A 17,949-nucleotide genomic window follows, 5' to 3' on the forward strand; every position below is an offset into this window, starting at 1 on the left:
GCTTCTAGTGCATACAGCATCAAGGAAAATAAATACTTGAAATGTTGTATATGCTAAAATGATTATAAAATAATCATCACCATCGTATGGCATGGGATAAAGGATGGACGACCATGAACAAGTGGTATCAGATTTTTCAGAAAAACACAGGTCTAAGCCCATATGTGTGGGTCGTCTTCTGTATTTTGCCTTTTTATTTTATTTTTCGTTCGTCTTCCCCTTATGAAGCCGTATCCGGTATCATCATGATTATTTTGTTTTTTATTTGTTACCGGCTATCGTTTGTGTCTAAGGGCTGGCTAGTGTATTTCTGGACCAGTGTGCAAATTATTATATCGATTGCGATGACCTTATTGTTCAGTTATGTTTATTTTTCGATATTTCTAGCTTTTTTTATCGGACATATTCAGAATCGAGCTGGATTTTTTACTTTGTATACGATTCATATTGTCAGTACGTTCGTAACGGTCAATTACGGATTTGCTACACAGAACACGTTGTTTTTTACACAGTTTCCGTTCATACTCATCAGTCTCATCGTCGTTATTCTGCTTCCCTTCAACACGTACAACAAAAACAAGCAGGGGCAGCTCGAAGGGCAGCTTGAGGACGCGAATAAGCGGATATCGGAACTTGTAAAGCTTGAGGAGAGGCAGCGAATCGCACGTGATTTGCATGATACGCTGGGACAGAAGCTGTCGCTAATCGGTTTGAAGAGCGACCTCGCCGGCAAGCTGATGGTCAAGAACCCAGCGCAAGCCCAAGCGGAAATCAATGATGTTCGCCAGACGGCGAGAACCGCGCTTAAAGAAGTGCGGGAAATGGTTACGCAGATGCGCGGGACGAGAATTGAGGATGAAATGTTTCGGGTAAAGCAGATTTTGAAGGCTGCCGAAATTGAATTCGAGCTCGTGGGAGAATTGAAGCTTGGTACTGCGAATTTGCTCACTGAAAATGTTCTCAGCATGTGTTTGAAGGAAGCGGTAACGAATGTTGTCAAGCACAGCGGAGCAACGACGTGCACCGTAACGATTCAGTCATCGCGTACAGAGCTGTTGCTGAAGGTGCAGGACAATGGTGTAGGAATTCCTGAGGAAGCTAGAAACTATGGAGGCCATGGTCTTCAAGGCATGAAGGAGCGTCTTGAGTTCGTGAATGGAAGCCTAGATATCATTTCGAATGATGGAGCGACGCTCATTATTAAAGTGCCAAACGTTATTAAACAAATGTAATGATTAGCTGAAAAGGGGATTGAGGGATAATATGATCAGAATCGTCATTGCCGAGGATCAGCGCATGCTGCTGGGCGCCCTCGCTTCCTTGCTTGACTTGGAAGAGGATATGAAGGTCGTCGGAAGAGCAAGCAATGGAGAACATGCCATAAGTCTTGTGCATGAGCACAAGCCTGATATTTGTATTATGGATATTGAAATGCCGGCCAAGACTGGGCTTGATGCTGCTGAGGAGCTGAAGGGACAGGGCTGCAAGGTCATTATTTTGACGACATTTGCAAGATCCGGTTACTTTGAGCGTGCTCTCAAAGCGGGAGTTAGCGGCTATTTGCTCAAGGACAGCCCAAGCGAGGAGCTTGCAAATTCGATTCGCAGCGTGATGGCTGGACGACGGATCTTCGCATCGGAGCTTGTAGATGAGGCATACGGACAAGAAAATCCGTTAACAGAGCGTGAGAAGGAAGTGCTTGTGCTCGTAGCAGACGGGAAAAACACGAAGGAAATTGCAAGCGAGCTGTTTATTACGACAGGTACCGTTCGCAACTATATATCTGTCATTCTTGATAAGCTTGACGTCAGCAACCGCATCGAGGCAATTACTCGGTTTAAAGAAAAGGGCTGGTTCAAATAATGTACCAGTACAAGAGCACCGAAGTGAAAATATGATGCGTTATTGAGCGGAGTTATTCGATCTCAACGGCGCTTTTTTTGTTTTCAAGAGTTAAAGGAACGGGTATTGGAGAGAGTACTAGGGAAGGGAGTTAATGGGATGAGTTATACAAATTTGACACTTCATACAGATAAGTACCAAATAAATATGATGTACGCGCATTGGCTGCAAGGAAGCAAAGATGAGAGGGTTGTATTCGAGGCGTATTTCCGAAAGCTTCCCTTTAATAACGGCTTTGCTGTATTCGCAGGTTTGGAGAGAATTGTGGAATACATTCAATCTCTTCATTTCGGAGAAGAGGAAATTACATATTTGCGTACGCAAGAAGAGAACTACAAAGAGGAGTTTCTTGATGAGCTGCGTAGCTTCAGGTTTACAGGCAATATTTATTCGGTAGAGGAAGGAACGCTCGTTTTTGCGAATGAACCATTGTTCTGCGTTGAGGCACGCGTATTTGAAGCACAGCTCATAGAAACGGCTATCCTCAATATGATGAACTATCAGACGTTGATCGCGACGAAGGCTGCTCGAATTAAGCAGGTTGCTCCAGATGACGTATTGCTTGAGTTCGGAACGAGGCGTGCGCAAGAGGCAGATGCAGCGGTTTGGGGAGCAAGAGCTACTTATATTGCGGGCTTCCATGCGACGTCTAATATGAGGGCTGGCATGCTGTTTGGCATTCCTGCCAAAGGCACGCATGCCCATTCTTGGGTGCAGGGGCATGATACGGAGGAGGAAGCATTTCGAGCTTATGCGGAATCGCTGCCTGACTATGTAACTCTGCTGGTAGATACGTACAACACGCTCAAAAGCGGAGTTCCCAACGCGATTAAGATCGCCCATATGCTAGAGAGCCAGGGTAAACGAATGAATGCGATCCGCCTTGATAGCGGCGATTTAGCGTATTTATCACAAATGGCGCGGAAAATGCTCGATGAAGCTGGCCTGCCTTATGTGAATATCGTTGCCTCCAGTGACTTGGACGAAGCTATTATTTCTAACCTAAAGTCGCAAGGCGCAAAGATTGATGTATGGGGTATCGGTACGAAGCTGATTACCGCAGCGGATCAGCCTTCACTCGGGGGTGTGTACAAGCTTGTTGCGCGTGAGAAAAACGGCAGTTACGAGCCGGTTATCAAAATTTCAGCTAATCCAGAGAAGATATCGACACCGGGTTTCAAGCAGCTTTACCGAATCATTAACACATCAACTGGAAAAGCAGAAGCAGATTATATTACGCTGAGAGATGAGCAGCATGTAAACAGGGGAGAGCGAATTAAACTGTTTGACCCAGTTCATTCTTATATCCATAAATTTATTACTCATTATGAGGCGATAACATTATTAAAGCCGATTTTTGTAGATGGCGAATTAGTATATGATATGCCGAGCTTAGATCAAATTCGAAGCTATCATAAGGGACAATTTGAACTATTTTGGCCGCAATATTTGCGTAAGCTCAATGCGGAAGCGTACCGCGTTAATTTAAGTGAAGCGACGTGGGAGCTAAAGCGGGAATTGATACAGAAGCACCAACAATAGCAACAGTATGAATGAAGGACATTTGCCGCACTGTAAGTGCACAAATGTCTTTTGCTATTTATTGTATAGGTTTTATAAGCAGCGGTTTTGTCGAAAATGAAGGGAAATCCACTGGTATTGTTGAATTAATAGCAGATACATTTCATTAAACATGGAGGTACTGGTATGAAAAGAAGGGAAAAAGCTGTTTTGATATGGCTGACAATCTGCTTAATGACGTTTTCATTCGTAATGCCAGCTGCTGCAGCTGAGATTTCGAAGGATAAGTATACATATTCGATTTCGAAGAAATCGGGCGAAGTGAAAGAGACGCTAACGTTCAACGATCTAGGAGATGTATATAAGGATGTTACAATTACTTCGATTCTCGTTCCAGAAAAAGCAGTTCTTAACTATACAGCAAAGGTTGATACTAGCGTTGTTGTATTTGGTTATAGCTTGGTAAATGGTGTTTTGGTTTCGAGTCCAGTACCTTGGACGATAAACGGCAAGAAGGAGCTCGTAAATGCTTTACCCGCTAATACGACGGGAACAGTAACCTTTGAGTATGGCGTTCCCTATTATGAATTGTTCATCTTAGATGAGGCAACAGGCGACAGGGCAAGCTACTTCTTTAAGATTGACACGAGTGCAGCAGTAGGCGATCAACCTGATGCTTGGGCAAAGATAGAGGTAGATGAAGCGATATCAGCCGGGCTCATTCCAGCGGAGCTGCAAAACAACTACAAGAAGCTAATCACACGTGCAGATTTTGCGAAAATTATTATTAGACTGCTTGAAGTGGAGAAAAGCCAAACGATTGATGAAATTTTAGCAGAAAAACAAGTTGTCCTGAGCGATAATCCATTTACGGATACGAAGGTTAAAGAAGTAGTAGCTGCTTATTTGATGGGTATCGTCAAAGGTAAAGGAAATGGGAAGTTTGATCCGAGCGGAAGCATCACGAGGCAAGAAGCAGCGGTCATGCTTACGAACACAGCCAAGGTGCTTGGCTATAAGGTTCCAGCTGACGCTTCGGCATTTGCAGACAACAGCATCATAGCAAGCTGGGCTAAGCCGAGCGTTGATTTTGTGTCGATGCATGATGTCATGAAAGGCATTGGAAACAATAAATTTAGCCCAAAAGGCACGTATACGCGTCAACAAGCTTATATAACGATTATGAGGCTGGATATTGTGCTTAAATAATATAGGCATGGCATCGATTTGAGTGAAAAAGAAGGTGAGCACAAGCTGCTCACCTTCTTCGTTTCCAGCCAAACACTTTTACATGCACGAGCAGCCTTGTAATCCAGTGCGTCGCGACATAAAGAATAATAAATAATATAACGAGCGGCTTAAAGACAATCCAAATCACAATCCAAATGAGAAGAACCTGCCAGGGCTTTAGCTTTTTCAAGATATTTCCCGGCAAAAGCATGATACGATAAAATTTATAATTTTTTTGCAGTCCTTCGAGAAACTCCTGACGAATTTGTTTGTCTTCAGGATCTAATCTAATCGCGTTCTTGAGCATGAGCAGATAATCATCGTAATCGTTCCGTCTTTCTGCTGACCATGCCAAATATAAGTAAACCATATCAGACTCGACATCAAGCCGCAAAGCTTGATTAGCCAGCATTTTTGATTCGGCAAAATGATTCAACAACGCTTCGTTATAGCTTAAATTAGCGAGATACAATGAATTTTCAGGAGAGATTTCAAGTCCTTTCAATAGCAAATCCCGGGCTTCTTCATACCTTCTCGTTTTATTGTATATGTTAGCCAGCAAGAAATAATAATGTGGTTCATAAGGATCAATTCGCTGTCCTTCGGCAATCGATTCCAAGGCTGCTTTCCAATTTTCCATCGAATAAAAAGCATTGCTGCGAACAAACCAGGCTAATTCATTTTCCGGGTCACGTTGAAGCGATTGTTCGGTCCAGTGAAGGGCTTGATCCAGATTATCCATGTATAGACTAACTTGCCCGAACAGTGCATAGGCATAGGGGTCCTCTGGAGTATCCTGAATTAGCGCAAGCGCCTCAACAGAAGCTTCCTTAAACTTTTTCCAACCCATGAGCTGTTGTATTCGCTCGTATCGTTTACTGGTCATTTCTTCTTCTATTTCCATCATAACTATGTCTACCTCGCTATATCGGATTTATTTCAAACCGCTTTGTTTCATATAATCGAGAACGATTTGATAGTCCTGATTAATATCGCTGAACGTAGCATAGTTTTTGGCTGTGGCAAACCAATCGAGAGTGGTCGCCTTTCGGTTTTTCGCAGCTTTTTTCAAATCGTCCTGAGATATGGGCTGAATTTCTCCAATATCGAGTGTACGCTCCAGTGCGCTCTCAACGGCATCCTTCACGATTTGCTCCAGATCCGCTCCTGAGAAATGTTTGGTCTCCTTCGAGATTTTATTTAAATCAAGCGAGGAAAGCGGCTTTCCAGCTAGCTTTAGCTGCAGGATGGTTGTACGCTCCGATTCTTCAGGCGGCGGTACAAAAATCATATGATTAAATCTTCCGGGTCTGCGCAGCGCGGAGTCAAGGTACCAAGGCGTATTCGTCGCACCGATGACAAATACTTGATCATTGTACGTACGAAGTCCATCAAGCTCCATCAGAAGCTGATTGACGAGTATGCGGTCATGATGTTGACGCATCTGATTGCGGCTGCCGCCCATCGCGTCAAGCTCATCAATAAAGATGACGCATGGTTTATTTTCCCGAGCCTTCTCAAAAATGTCATGCAAATTGTTTTCGCTTTGACCGACGTACATGCCTAGAATAGCTTGCAGCTCAATGTGCATGAAATTAGCATCTATTTCTCCAGCAACCGCTCGCGCAAGAAAGGTTTTGCCGCAGCCTGGAGGCCCGTAGAGCAGAAGGCTGCCGCCCGCTTCTTTGCCGTAGGCTGCAAACAGCTCAGGCTGCTTCAATGGCAATATGAAATTCATGCGTATTTTTTTCTTAACATCCTCAAGCCCGCCTACGTCCGCAAAGGTTTCATCAGGCTTTTCGGATTCAACTAAATCTTTACCGTTATTATCAAATCGAAGCACCTTCAGCTTACTGCGGCGTCGATCAGCAAGATCATCACGGTCGTTATGATCGGACATGGTCATCATCCTTTTTTAAAACAAATTTGCTACTAGTGTACCAAATTTTGAGAGTTTACAGTGTGTTTTTATATAGAAATGTAATAGAGTAGCATTTCTCTTGTGAGTTTTATGGATTTAACTTCCAATACACCTCAAATGGACAATGCTGTTGGGAATAGCTCTAGAAATTAGCACTATTTCCGCCAAGCAGAGCAAATTCGCACTAATAGAACTAAAAACTAGCCTAATTTTCATAACTTGTTCTCCAATATGCTTCAAATGCACGAAGTCGTTGGGAATAGCACTAGAAATTAGCACTATTTCCGCCAAACTAACCAAATTCGCACAAATAGAACTAAAAACTAGTCTAATTTTCATAACTTGTACGCCAATATGCCTCAAATGGACAATGCTGTTGGGAATAGCACTAGAAATTAGCTCTATTTCCGCTAAACTGACCAAATTCGCAAAAATAGAACTAAAAACTAGTCTAATTTTCATAACTTGCTCGCCAATATGCTTCAAATGCACGAAGTCGTTGGGAATAGCACTAGAAATTAGCACTATTTCCGCCAAACCGGCCAAATTCGCAAAAATAGAACTAAAAACTAGCCTAATTTTCATAACTAGTCCTCCAATATGCCTCAAATGGACAATGCTGTTGGGAATAGCACTAGAAACTAGCTCTATTTCCGCCAAACAGATCAAATGCGCAAAAATAGAACTAAAAACTAGTCTAATTTTCATAACTAGCCCTCCAATATGCCTCAAATGCACAATTGTTAGTAGTGAGCTAATGTGTTTATTATTTCTAGGTTTATATAATCAATTGAGCAACTTTCGACGATATGCGGTAGGTGCGTATGCGTTTATGGCCAGATGCTTGTTCGAGCAGTCCTTGCTGCAGCAGATGCTGCAAGTATTTACGTGCTGTGCAGTGGCTGACACCTAGAAGATGCTGCGCTTCCTTGGGAGTAAAGGTTGATCCCCGCTCACGTTGCTGTCCCCATCTTAGTAGTTCTCGATAGGATGCAGGTAACGGTAGATCCAACTTTTCGGAGCTTCCGAGACCATACAATTTCCCGAGCAACTGTTGAAGAAACTGCTGGCATTGTCTAGGCCGCTCACCGATGTCGTCATAGGAGAAACGCACTACAATCCAGTTATCCAGCACAAGCTGGTTTTGGCGAAAGCGATCATCTGAAAATTTTCGTCGAGACGCTTGTTTGTGATGCGGCCCGTATCCGTCAATCTCGATAGAAATTCGATATGGTGGGCGAACATAAGCAAAGTCGAGAAAGCGGCTGCCATCGCGATAATCATTGATCTCATATTCAGGATGCAAATAGTCAAAGCTGCCGAGTACCGGCCACCATATATGAATTGCAAATAGCTGCTCGCCATGATCATCGCGCTCTTCTAATCGACGTCTGCGTTCACTCTTAGTTTTGCGCAGTTCAGAATGCATCGCAATCCACCTCGTGTATGCTTGTTTCACTGTGTCCAAATGAACCAATCCACCTTCATTCCCACTAACAGATACAATACGATTCACCATATGTAACATCCCACCCCATCCTCATAAAATAAAAAAACACCGCCCGATCACGAACAAATGTCCGAAGTACGAGCGGTGTGCTTCACCTAAATTAATTGTAATCGAGCAGCGTTCAACTGTCACTAGACTTAAATGACCTATTCGGATGAGTAGCTGGATTTATTTATCAGGTACTATAATTTTCGTATTCAAATGCCAGCCCACGCAAATAAGTGTATAGTTTAGGGAGCGAGTTAAATGGTTTATTGCTAATAGCTTGATGTAATCCTGTTAATAATGAAACTTATGAAGAGGTGGTTGAAAATGACCAAACCGCGTATTGGTATGGTTGGACTTGGAGGAATTGCACAAAAGGCCTATCTTCCTATATTATCGAAAGCTATAGACTGGAATTTTGTTGGTGCTTTTTCACCTAATGCAGAGAAGCGTGCAGTAATTTGCGAGCAGTACCGAATTTCATCCTATGGAAGCTTACTCGAGCTGGCTGACCAATGCGATGCTGTTTTTGTACATAGCGCTACTGATACTCATTATGAGGTAGTGTCAACTCTGCTCAAACAGGGTAAGGATGTATATGTGGATAAACCACTGGCAGCTACTTTGCATCAGGCAGAGCAGCTTGCGGAGCTCGCAGAAAAGTTAGGCAGGAAGCTGATGGTTGGCTTTAACCGTCGTTTTTCCCCTTTATACATAGAAGCAAAGGACCGAATGACGGACACGGCATGGATTCGGATGGAGAAACATCGGACGAATTCAGTTGGTCCGCAAACCGCAGATTTTACGATGCTGGACGATTATTTGCATGTAGTTGATACAGCACGCTGGCTTGCAGATGGGAAGGCGACTGTGATTGACGGCGTCGTTAATGTTAACGAGCATAATCAGCTGCTTTATACACAGCATCACTACAGTACACTCGGCGGTTACACGTTATCGACTGCGATGCACCGACACGCAGGAACGAACTTGGAGCAGCTCGAAATTGTATCGTCAGGCGAAATTATTCGTGTGAAAAATATGAGTTTGCTCGAAGTAGAGCGTGACGATACAGTAACACAAACGTTGCCGCCATCTTGGCAAACGACTCTGAAACAACGAGGTTTTGAGGATGCTGTTCTTCACTTCATTCAATGTATCGTACAAGATAAGAGTCCAAGCGTGAATGGTGAAGAAGCTCTGGAATCACAAAAGCTGCTAATGAAGATGCTGGAATAAAGGGAGTGCACGAAATGAGTCACGATTCACAGGCATTGGCAAAACCGAAGCAAGCGCGAAAAAAGAGGGTACTTATTTGGACGTTAGCCATTGTTTTGGTATTACTATTGTCGCTGGCTGTCGCGTATCAAATGATGGTTTATTCACCATCTGCTGAGGCTAAAGCTGCGATGAAGAGCGATGAACAAGTTGCGGTCAGCATTGGACAAGCAGGCTATCGCTTTGAACCGACCGCTGGAGCAGCTGGGATTGTTCAGCCTAATGTTATTTTTTATCCAGGTGGATTAGTAGATCCAAAAAGCTATGCACCTTTAGCTCACAAGCTCGCTGACGCAGGCCACCGTGTATACATTGCAAGTATGCCGCTTAATCTTGCTTTAATGGGGCAAAACAAAGCGGATGATTTTATTGCTGAGCATCCAGAGGAAAGTTACGTTATAGGCGGCCACTCGCTTGGCGGTGTTTTTGCTTCACGATATGCTGCGGAGCATTTGAATCAAATTGAGGGTATCTTTTTCCTTGCGGCCTATGCAGAAAAAGCTGGAACTCTTGAAGATGCTAAACTGCCAGTATTGCAAGTCACTGCGTCTAATGATGGCGTGTTGGATTGGGAGGCATGGGGCAAAGGAAAACGGTATATGCCTAGCTCAACGCAGTATGTCACGATTGAAGGAGGGAATCATGGTCAATTTGGTTCCTATGGCACGCAAAAAGGGGATCGACCAGCAAGCATTAAGCCGGAGGAGCAGCTGGAGCAAGTAAGCAATGAGCTGATCGGATGGATGAAGGGAATTCAAGCAACCAAATAACGGACTGTCCAGTTACTCGGACAAACGTACTGCTTATCATAAGAGGACAAGAAGCTGTCTCACGGTTAATAACCGGAGGCAGTTTTTTTGTTTTCAACGTTTAGCCTCAAAGATCTGTATAACATGCTGTAATGAAATAGGCTTGACATTTATTGGTCACGGTTGTATGGTTAGTTACATAAGTAATGAACCATGTAACCTGAAGGGGTGATGACGTGTTTGATGATCGAAGTCCCATTTACCAACAAATAGCAGACAAAATTAAAGACGACATCATAAGCGGCATTTTGCAAGAAGATGAGCAGGTCATGTCAACAAACCAATATGCTGCATTTTATCGTATAAACCCTGCTACAGCAGCGAAAGGCTTTCATTTATTGACGGAGGAAGGCATTTTGTATAAGAAAAGAGGAATCGGCATGTTTGTAAATGGCGAAGCTAGGCAATTGCTGCTGGCACAGCGCAGAGATCGTTTTTTTGAAGAGGTCGTCGATCAAATGCTTGTGGAAGCTGAGAAAATTGGTGTCCCTCTTGCAGATATCATTGGTCGCATCGAACAAGTGAAAGGGAGGACTGACGTATGACGCTAGGTATCGAAGTGAATCAATTGGGGCAGCGTTATGGATCATTTTCAGCGCTACACAACATTTCGTTCAAGCTCGAGGGTGGCAAAATATACGGTTTGCTCGGTAGAAATGGTTCTGGAAAAACCAGTCTATTATCGATCATAGCCTCCTATCGACAGCAATCAGATGGTGAAATAACGATAGATGGTGAAGCGCCATTCGAAAATGCACGCATCATGGAGCAAGTATGCTTTATCCAAGAAAGCGGCCATATGCCGGACACTTTATACGTTCGTGATGTATTAAAGCTTTCGGCTAGCTGCTGGCCCAATTGGGATGCAAACTATGCGGATCGACTCATTCGTCACTATGAGCTCCCGATTAAGAAGCGTATATCTACCCTTTCGAGAGGAATGAAGTCAGCGCTTGGCGTGACGATTGGCCTTGCTAGCCGCGCACCGGTTACGATTTTTGATGAGGCTTATCTTGGCATGGATGCTCCGTCCCGCTATACCTTTTATGAAGAGCTGCTTAATGATTATATGGAAACGCCTCGTACTTTCATTTTATCTACGCATTTAATTGAGGAAGTAGGCAATTTGTTTGAAGAGGTGCTTATTTTGGATAAAGGTCGCCTAATCATGCATGAGGAAACAGATGCGCTGCGGGCGCGCGGCTCATCTATAACTGGACCGTGTGAAAGCGTGGATCGTTTTGCAGAAGGTTTGCCGGTGCTTGGGGAGCAGAAGCTTGGTAAAACGAAGTCAGTTACTGTGTTCGGAGAGCTCACTGATGTGAAGCGCAAGCAAGCATTAGCAGCAGGGCTTGAGCTTGGTCCTGTATCACTGCAAGATTTATTCGTTCATTTGACGAAGAAAAGAGGGGATGAATAATGAGCAGCAAGAGAAAACATCCCGTGCTTAATGTTGCACAGCATATGATGTACACCTTTCGTTGGACGATCTTTTTTTATTGGGTCATATTTATTCTGATCTATATTGGTATAGGCATTTTAACAAATGCTGAGTCTATAGTAGGACCTGATTTTGAAGGGCAAGAGGTTTGGGAAAGCACGACCATATCGCCGAGAGTATTTCTGCTTGTCATTGGCATACTGCTGACCCCTGCATCGCTCGCAAGCTTTGTTTCCAGTGGAGTAACGAGAAAGCACTTTATTGGAGGTGTGAGTTTAGTACTAGTCCTATTTTCAGCCATATTCGCCCTTATATTAACGATAGGGTATCCCGTCGAGCAATTCATTTATGACAAAAACAATTGGACACTAGAGCTGAACAATCCGCATTTGTTTTCATCTTCTTTAGAGCTCGGCTGGATCTTTTTTGAATATTTCTGTTTGTTCTTTGCCTACTTTGGCAGCGGCTGGCTCATTGGCTCCGGATTTTATCGATTTAATTGGAAGATAGGCGTACTAATTTCAGTTGCTGCGCTGCTGCCAATGATGGCGATGGAGGCTGTTCTATCGTCAGACTGGATAGGCAATCTATTGCAAACGGTATTAGAGGTAGAACGAGCATCGCTAGCAGCAGTCATTATTCTTGCCTTTGCTGTCATGCTGTGTATTGTAGCCTTGAATTTTATGATGCTTCGCCGTGTATCAATAAGAAAAAAGTTATTTTAATCCAATTATTCAAGCCGTTCCCAAAGATCGTAACGATCTTTGGAAACGGCTTTATTTATTTTGTCAACAACCAAATTTTTGAAGGAGGCTTATCGAACATTGTCGAAATATAGTATGATATGAGCATTAACATTATCGAGTTTTTGAGGTGTATGATGAAAGTACTACGTAAATTTTTGTTGATCTTCGTGTTTTTGCTCTGTATTGTTACTCCTTTTTTTGCTACGGCTTCTTATGCTACTACTTTCCAAGCATTAACGAATGAACCAAATATAAGGATAACAGAATGGGAAATGATCTGGGAGGAGAATCCATCTGGAATTTCGAATCATAGTGAATTTCTGGAGAAAAAAGGCGCTTGGATGCCGTTTACCTACGGCGATCCATTACCTACTAAGCCTGCTAATATTACATCGGCATGGTTGAGATTTAAACTACCTGAATTTTACTTTTCAAGACCCGCTCTAATGATTAGCAGTCTTACTGCGAAGGATGTAATGATTTTTATTGATAATGAGCTCGTATATAAGTCTGATCGTAATTATCCATATAATAGGAATGAGATTTTATTATCTTTAAGCTCGTATGAATCTAATAAAATGGTATACGTCTTTCTTCATACAGATGCAGACTGGCTAGGATTAAAGAAGCAAATCTTAGTTGGCGAGAATCAAACGCTCAGTAAAGATTTTTTGAAGCACGATATGCTGGATGTTGTTTTGGGAGCAGCCCTTTTGTTCGTTTCATTGGCTATGTTTCTTATTATTATTTTTTTGAGAAAACCATATTTAGCTGGATGGAGTTCTCTGTGCGTAGTTATTTTATCAATCGGTTTAATGATTCTCTCATATTCACCTTATCTACATACTATATACGGGGAGTATGGATTTTATATTTACTATTTATTCGATTTAGCATCAAGCCTATTGATGCCTGCTATTTATTTCTTTTTCGAAAAGATTTTTGGAAGAGGACCTTTCGGGTTAATATTATTGTTTAGAAGGCTTCAGGTTATTATTTTATTTATAACAGTTATATTATTGCTGGCTTCTTTTATATCAGTTGAGATCAAAACTATGTACACTATGGTTACTATTGTATCTTTCGGTGGCTCAATAATAATTGGGAATTTGCTTCTCGTCGGCTTGCTTATAAATTATTGTTTTCAAGGAAATAAAGAAGCCATTGTTTTAACGACTGGCTTCGGTATCTTCTCAGCAGTCGGGGTATCCGAAGTTATTTGGTATTTTATCAAGGGTATGAGCTATGATTTGTTTTTCTGGAAATGGGGCATTCTTAGTTTTATTGCTGCACTTGTTGTGATTCTTGCAAGGAGAATTTTAGAAAACTACGAACAGGTTGTTAAATATTCAAAACAACTTGAAGTGTTTAACAATGATCTTCAACGGTCTGAAAAAATGGAAATCATTAGTCAGTTAGCAGCTTCAGTAGCTCATGAGGTTAGAAACCCGTTGCAGGTGACGAGAGGTTTTTTACAACTTCTTCGTGAGAAAACTACGAACGATAAGGAACAAAGCTTTATGGTACTTGCAATAGATGAATTAGATCGCGCATCAGAGATCATAACTGATTTTCTTACGTTCGCCAAACCACAGCTTGAACAAACAACGCTTTTAAATATTTCAGAGGAGCTTCAACAAATTGAAGGTATACTGGTTCCTCTTGCTACAATGCAAGGTGGAGTAATCAATGTTGAGTTGGCAAATGACTTATTTGTAAGAGGTAATTCATCAAAATTTAAGCAAGCTCTAATAAATATTATTAAAAATAGTATTGAAGCACTGGACAAAGAAGGTGTTATATTAATTAGAGCTTATATGGATAATTCTAACAATGTCGTTATTTGTATAAAAGACAACGGTGAGGGAATGAATGAGGCTGATCTCGCAAGGTTAGGAGAGCCGTATTATTCGAAGAAATCAAAAGGAACTGGTTTAGGGCTGATGGTTACTTTCCGAATTATAGAGGTAATGCAAGGGAAGCTTGAGTTCTTTAGTAAGAAAGGTTTAGGAACCGAAGCAATAATTCATATCCCATCTGCAGAAAAATAGCGCTGGTTGCTTTTAAAACCAGCGCTTTTTTTTATTTTTATTTATTGCCACATAGCGCCTTGTGCTTGGATCGCTTCTTCTTTAATTGTTGTTGGGTTTTCTGGAATTACCAAGTAGTATTTATTCGCCGATTCTTCCACAACCTCTACTTCGATTGTATCCGGAACATCGATTCCGAAAGCTTCTTTTATTGCTTCTTTCGGATTGGCGATAAGTTGTTTCTTGAATTCGGCATCTTCCCAAGCTTTTTGAATGATTTGTTCTTTTAACGATTGTACATTGGACACAATAATCACCCTTCCGAATATGTATAAGTTTACCATACTCAGTCTATCATGCCCGTTCGACAAATTCTATATGAATTTTCAATTATTCGACAATTAATAGATTATATAGTACCTATTAAACTGAAATTTTAGACAAAAAGTAGTTAAATCCGCCTTCCATCAGCAACTTTTTGTTTGATTCTATCGTCTCATGGGTATGGTTCAAATGTTTTAGTATAAAAGTATGGAATGCGACTAGCTCACTAGATCCTGCTTCCAATTCGATTAGTCGTTTTTCATTATCAATTGCAAGCTGAACATAAGGTCCGAGGCATCCTCGAATAAAGATTTCATTTTCAACCTTTTGTTCAGTTAATGCTTCTTCCGCAGTTCTATTTGCGGCGATCATCGCAAGCAGGCCATTATAGCTGCCTTCAGCCAGATCTTCTTTCCAATCCTGATAGTCGTCAGACATCTGAAGCGACATCAGCACAATATCGATGGCAAGCTCCATTTTCTCAATGAGCTCTGGGCGTCCTGCTAACAACAGCGCGCCAGTGCTTGCGATTTTGACGGGACCTGCTTTGCCAGCTGTGCGGATAGGGTCGTTTATAAAGTAATCATCGCGATCCTCGTTGGTTACACTCTCGGCCCAGTTCGTTACATAATGGTCGTAATACGCCCAAAATGGTGAAGTTGAAGGGAACAGCTCACGGAATACACGGAACATTTCGAGCATGAGCAGGTTTCCAAGAGCAAGCTGTTCCTTCCAATTGGATGCCGGCTTGCTGTCCATCACGTCATCCTGAATAAAAAAATAAAGCATTCCATATACATTAGCTAATGCAAGCGCTTCGCATTGCGAATCATTAATTCCGCTCGGCTCTTTCATCCAGAAGGGGAGAAGGCTGCATATGTAATCCTTATTGCTGTCATGCTTCACAGGATTGAACTTATGCGCATAGGCCAGACCAAGGCTGCCGAGCGGTGCAGGGAAAGCAGCAATACGTTCTTCGGCTTTGGCATAAACAAGTTCCAGCTGTGTGGTATAGCGAGTAAACCATTCCATTTAAATGTCCTCCGCTGCAATAGAATGTAAGCCAAACGACCATACTAAATAAAGATTTGATGCATATAAATAGTATATGAACGGTGTCAATCTTTTCCTACTATATCATTTTTGGAAAAAGAAAATCTTAACATATTTTTAAGCTTGAGGAAGAAAAAACGAAGTCTGTATTGAGTAAAAGCAGAAAATCCAGTAAAATGGATTAAGGTTATAAAAATAGGTGAAGTTAGTAGATGATCCTCTGTCACGCTATGCTTACAGAACTGGACTTAGGTCGGGGATGAATCTATTACCTGAGCAGGTTTAGAATTTAGTTCTCCTGCATTAAAGTTAATACCTAGATGAGAGTTCTTTAATGTGGAGGTAGTATGGCATGAATAGAGATGTTGAAATTTATGTTCTCTTAACGAATACGGGAACCTTATTTTCCAAGACAATTAGATGGTACACTAAAAATATGCTGAATCACGCTTCAATCGCATTTGACAGAGACTTGAATGAGGTTTATAGCTTTGGCAGAAAAAATCCGAACAACCCATTTTTTGCGGGATTTGTGAAAGAGGATGTACGAGGCGAGTTTTTTGAGAACTCAACCTGCGCTTTGTATAGATGCACGATTAGTCATTGCGCCTATATAAACATACGAAATCAAATTCATTACATGGAGAAAAATCGCGATCAGTATAAATACAATTTGCTTGGCATGTTAGGCATCATGCTTAATATTGAGATGAAACGAGAGTACGCATACTTTTGCTCGCAGTTTGTAGCCTCTGTTTTTGAGGAAAGCGGCGTGAATCTTGTTAATAAACCTTCCTTGTTCGTAACACCTGCAGATTTGGAGAATACAACGCTGCTGGAGCTCGTTTACCATGGTAAGCTGCAAGCTTATACAGGTGTTCAAGAGGAAATAAAGGCAACTGGAACCTTCCGCACTGCGTAAAGAAGATCTCACGTGTTGAGATCTTTTTCTTTTTTATAATGATCATTATGACGAAAACGGATTACATCCAGGAGGCTGGTTCACGATGTCTATTATTAGCTTTGGAATAGTTGGCGGAGGCTGGCGCGCAGAGTTTTACATACGTATCGCCAAAGCATTGCCGGAGAAATTCAACATTCATACGATACTTGTTCGTGACGAGGAGAAGGGGCGGCTGCTGGAGGCAAAATGGGGCATTCGTACGGTTCGCAATATGGATCAGTTTACGGCTGAGTCCAAGCAGTTCAGCTTCGCTGTCGTATCTGTCCCGCGAACAGCGGCTCCGGCTATTATCCAAGAGCTAGCTGAACGGCAAATTCCAGTGCTGGCAGAGACGCCTCCGGCTGCTGATTTGGAAGCACTAACCAACCTGTATCAATCGCTGCCTAAGGATGCAATGGTACAAGTAGCCGAACAGTATTTATTTCAGCCGATGCATGCGGCTCGGATTCAGATTGCCCGCTCCGGGAAGCTGGGTGAAGTATCGCAAGCACAGGTATCTGCTGCCCATGACTATCACGGAATTAGCTTAATTAGACAGCTTCTTGGCGTCGGGTTCGAGCATGCCAGCATCATTGGACAGACCTTTGAATCGAAGATCATGCAAGGGCCGAGCAGACAAGGTGATCCGCTTGAAGAACGAATGGTTCAATCTGTGCAGCGAATTGCAACGCTCCGATTTGGCGACAAGCTGGCTGTATATGATTTTACGGGAGATCAATACTTCTCTTGGATACGGCGCAGCCGCATGCTCATAAGAGGCAGTAAAGGTGAGCTAGTAGACTCAGAAGTCAGTTATTTAAAAGATTACGCCACGCCCATTCATACGGAGCTTCGCAGAGTCGATACCGGTCAGCACGGGAATTTGGAAGGTTATTATCATCGCGGGGTAATTGCGGATGGCGAATGGCTTTACCAGAATCCAGTTGCTCCCGCTAGGCTTAGTGATGACGAGATCGCAATCGCGACTTGTTTGCTGCGAATGGGGCTGCTCGCTTCCGGTAAAGGAGCTTCCTTCTATAGCCTGGCAGAAGCAGCACAGGATCACTATTTGGCGCTCCTTATGGGAGAAGCAATGGCTTCGGGACAAACGGTGCATACGGAGAAACAAGTTTGGATGCCAGAATAGTCATAATCACCAATTAGGACAATTAGCACTAAACAAAATTGGTACCAATTACATGCAGGTGTAAGTCTTCGGCTGTGCTAAAATTGTACGATAAGTAGAAGACTCGTAG

Annotated in this window: 18 protein-coding genes; 12 read left to right on the forward strand and 6 right to left on the reverse strand. The window is 42.5% G+C overall.

The annotated features are described in order from the left end of the window. Positions 1-113: 113 nt before the first annotated feature. From MHH56_RS05585 to MHH56_RS05600, 4 genes are all read left to right on the forward strand, one after another. Positions 114-1,232, forward strand: coding sequence for a sensor histidine kinase (locus tag MHH56_RS05585; RefSeq protein WP_339207154.1), 1,119 nt, complete (start codon positions 114-116; stop codon positions 1,230-1,232). Positions 1,233-1,263: 31 nt separating this feature from the next. Beyond that, positions 1,264-1,863, forward strand: coding sequence for a response regulator transcription factor (locus MHH56_RS05590; RefSeq protein ID WP_339207155.1), 600 nt, complete (start codon positions 1,264-1,266; stop codon positions 1,861-1,863). 138 nt (positions 1,864-2,001) lie between these two features. Continuing rightward, positions 2,002-3,444, forward strand: coding sequence for a nicotinate phosphoribosyltransferase (locus MHH56_RS05595; RefSeq protein ID WP_339207157.1), 1,443 nt, complete (start codon positions 2,002-2,004; stop codon positions 3,442-3,444). A gap of 165 nt (positions 3,445-3,609) precedes the next feature. After that, the gene (locus tag MHH56_RS05600; protein ID WP_339207159.1) at positions 3,610-4,632 is read left to right on the forward strand and encodes an S-layer homology domain-containing protein; all 1,023 of its coding nucleotides are present in this window, start codon (positions 3,610-3,612) and stop codon (positions 4,630-4,632) included. Between the two features lie 49 nt (positions 4,633-4,681). On the opposite strand, the gene MHH56_RS05605 is transcribed toward MHH56_RS05600, so the two are convergent. The 4 genes from MHH56_RS05605 to MHH56_RS05620 all read right to left on the reverse strand — a co-directional run bounded on the left by MHH56_RS05605 (position 4,682) and on the right by MHH56_RS05620 (position 8,093). Next, positions 4,682-5,560, reverse strand: a complete 879-nt coding sequence (locus tag MHH56_RS05605) for a tetratricopeptide repeat protein (RefSeq protein ID WP_339207160.1) — start codon at positions 5,558-5,560, stop codon at positions 4,682-4,684. 27 nt (positions 5,561-5,587) lie between these two features. Continuing rightward, the gene (locus tag MHH56_RS05610) at positions 5,588-6,553 is read right to left on the reverse strand and encodes an ATP-binding protein (protein WP_339207162.1); all 966 of its coding nucleotides are present in this window, start codon (positions 6,551-6,553) and stop codon (positions 5,588-5,590) included. A gap of 117 nt (positions 6,554-6,670) precedes the next feature. After that, positions 6,671-7,282 carry a hypothetical protein gene (locus MHH56_RS05615; RefSeq protein WP_339207163.1) on the reverse strand — a complete coding sequence of 204 codons (612 nt, stop codon included), beginning with the start codon at positions 7,280-7,282 and terminating at the stop codon, positions 6,671-6,673. A gap of 70 nt (positions 7,283-7,352) precedes the next feature. Continuing rightward, entirely contained in the window at positions 7,353-8,093 is a 741-nt protein-coding gene (locus tag MHH56_RS05620) for a DNA-binding response regulator (RefSeq protein ID WP_339207164.1), read from the reverse strand. A 303-nt stretch (positions 8,094-8,396) separates the two neighbouring features. Between MHH56_RS05620 and MHH56_RS05625 the strand changes: the two genes are divergently transcribed. From MHH56_RS05625 to MHH56_RS05650, 6 genes are all read left to right on the forward strand, one after another. After that, a complete protein-coding gene (locus MHH56_RS05625; RefSeq protein ID WP_339207165.1) occupies positions 8,397-9,308 on the forward strand; it encodes a Gfo/Idh/MocA family oxidoreductase in 912 nt (303 codons plus the stop codon). Positions 9,309-9,322: 14 nt separating this feature from the next. Beyond that, entirely contained in the window at positions 9,323-10,117 is a 795-nt protein-coding gene (locus MHH56_RS05630) for an alpha/beta hydrolase (RefSeq protein ID WP_339207166.1), read from the forward strand. 215 nt (positions 10,118-10,332) lie between these two features. Then, positions 10,333-10,701 carry a GntR family transcriptional regulator gene (locus tag MHH56_RS05635; RefSeq protein ID WP_339207167.1) on the forward strand — a complete coding sequence of 123 codons (369 nt, stop codon included), beginning with the start codon at positions 10,333-10,335 and terminating at the stop codon, positions 10,699-10,701. Further along, positions 10,698-11,576 (forward strand): ABC transporter ATP-binding protein, encoded by an 879-nt coding sequence (locus MHH56_RS05640; protein ID WP_339207169.1) that lies wholly within the window; start codon positions 10,698-10,700, stop codon positions 11,574-11,576. Before MHH56_RS05635 ends, MHH56_RS05640 begins: the two co-directional genes overlap by 4 nt. Then, positions 11,576-12,322: a hypothetical protein gene (locus tag MHH56_RS05645; RefSeq protein WP_339207171.1), complete on the forward strand. Its 747-nt coding sequence runs from the start codon at positions 11,576-11,578 to the stop codon at positions 12,320-12,322. The genes MHH56_RS05640 and MHH56_RS05645 overlap by 1 nt, the downstream gene beginning before the upstream one ends. Positions 12,323-12,441: 119 nt before the next feature. Further along, positions 12,442-14,394, forward strand: coding sequence for an ATP-binding protein (locus tag MHH56_RS05650; protein WP_339207173.1), 1,953 nt, complete (start codon positions 12,442-12,444; stop codon positions 14,392-14,394). A 41-nt stretch (positions 14,395-14,435) separates the two neighbouring features. Here the strand turns inward: MHH56_RS05650 and MHH56_RS05655 are convergent, their stop codons facing one another. Both MHH56_RS05655 and MHH56_RS05660 read right to left on the reverse strand, forming a co-directional pair. Next, positions 14,436-14,681: an NHLP leader peptide family RiPP precursor gene (locus tag MHH56_RS05655; protein WP_339207174.1), complete on the reverse strand. Its 246-nt coding sequence runs from the start codon at positions 14,679-14,681 to the stop codon at positions 14,436-14,438. A gap of 115 nt (positions 14,682-14,796) precedes the next feature. Next, on the reverse strand, positions 14,797-15,729 hold the full coding sequence (locus tag MHH56_RS05660) for a hypothetical protein (protein ID WP_339207176.1): 933 nt from the start codon (positions 15,727-15,729) through the stop codon (positions 14,797-14,799). Between the two features lie 373 nt (positions 15,730-16,102). Here MHH56_RS05660 and MHH56_RS05665 point away from each other — a divergent pair, with 373 nt between their 5' ends. Beyond that, positions 16,103-16,672, forward strand: a complete 570-nt coding sequence (locus MHH56_RS05665) for a hypothetical protein (RefSeq protein WP_076269627.1) — start codon at positions 16,103-16,105, stop codon at positions 16,670-16,672. Positions 16,673-16,757: 85 nt separating this feature from the next. Further along, positions 16,758-17,840, forward strand: coding sequence for a Gfo/Idh/MocA family oxidoreductase (locus MHH56_RS05670; protein WP_339207178.1), 1,083 nt, complete (start codon positions 16,758-16,760; stop codon positions 17,838-17,840). Positions 17,841-17,949 lie beyond the last annotated feature (109 nt).

The organism is Paenibacillus sp. FSL K6-3182 (assembly GCF_037976325.1).
Taxonomy (GTDB): domain Bacteria; phylum Bacillota; class Bacilli; order Paenibacillales; family Paenibacillaceae; genus Pristimantibacillus.

Coding starts and splice junctions, on each gene's coding strand:
- MHH56_RS05595 (WP_339207157.1), top strand. CDS start 2,002: ATGAGTTATACAAATTTGACACTTCATACAGATAAGTACCAAATAAAT.
- MHH56_RS05615 (WP_339207163.1), bottom strand. CDS start 7,282: ATGAAAATTAGACTAGTTTTTAGTTCTATTTTTGCGCATTTGATCTGT.
- MHH56_RS05630 (WP_339207166.1), top strand. CDS start 9,323: ATGAGTCACGATTCACAGGCATTGGCAAAACCGAAGCAAGCGCGAAAA.
- MHH56_RS05670 (WP_339207178.1), top strand. CDS start 16,758: ATGTCTATTATTAGCTTTGGAATAGTTGGCGGAGGCTGGCGCGCAGAG.
- MHH56_RS05590 (WP_339207155.1), top strand. CDS start 1,264: ATGATCAGAATCGTCATTGCCGAGGATCAGCGCATGCTGCTGGGCGCC.
- MHH56_RS05645 (WP_339207171.1), top strand. CDS start 11,576: ATGAGCAGCAAGAGAAAACATCCCGTGCTTAATGTTGCACAGCATATG.
- MHH56_RS05665 (WP_076269627.1), top strand. CDS start 16,103: ATGAATAGAGATGTTGAAATTTATGTTCTCTTAACGAATACGGGAACC.
- MHH56_RS05625 (WP_339207165.1), top strand. CDS start 8,397: ATGACCAAACCGCGTATTGGTATGGTTGGACTTGGAGGAATTGCACAA.
- MHH56_RS05585 (WP_339207154.1), top strand. CDS start 114: ATGAACAAGTGGTATCAGATTTTTCAGAAAAACACAGGTCTAAGCCCA.
- MHH56_RS05600 (WP_339207159.1), top strand. CDS start 3,610: ATGAAAAGAAGGGAAAAAGCTGTTTTGATATGGCTGACAATCTGCTTA.
- MHH56_RS05610 (WP_339207162.1), bottom strand. CDS start 6,553: ATGTCCGATCATAACGACCGTGATGATCTTGCTGATCGACGCCGCAGT.
- MHH56_RS05620 (WP_339207164.1), bottom strand. CDS start 8,093: ATGGTGAATCGTATTGTATCTGTTAGTGGGAATGAAGGTGGATTGGTT.
- MHH56_RS05660 (WP_339207176.1), bottom strand. CDS start 15,729: ATGGAATGGTTTACTCGCTATACCACACAGCTGGAACTTGTTTATGCC.
- MHH56_RS05605 (WP_339207160.1), bottom strand. CDS start 5,560: ATGATGGAAATAGAAGAAGAAATGACCAGTAAACGATACGAGCGAATA.
- MHH56_RS05650 (WP_339207173.1), top strand. CDS start 12,442: ATGAGCATTAACATTATCGAGTTTTTGAGGTGTATGATGAAAGTACTA.
- MHH56_RS05640 (WP_339207169.1), top strand. CDS start 10,698: ATGACGCTAGGTATCGAAGTGAATCAATTGGGGCAGCGTTATGGATCA.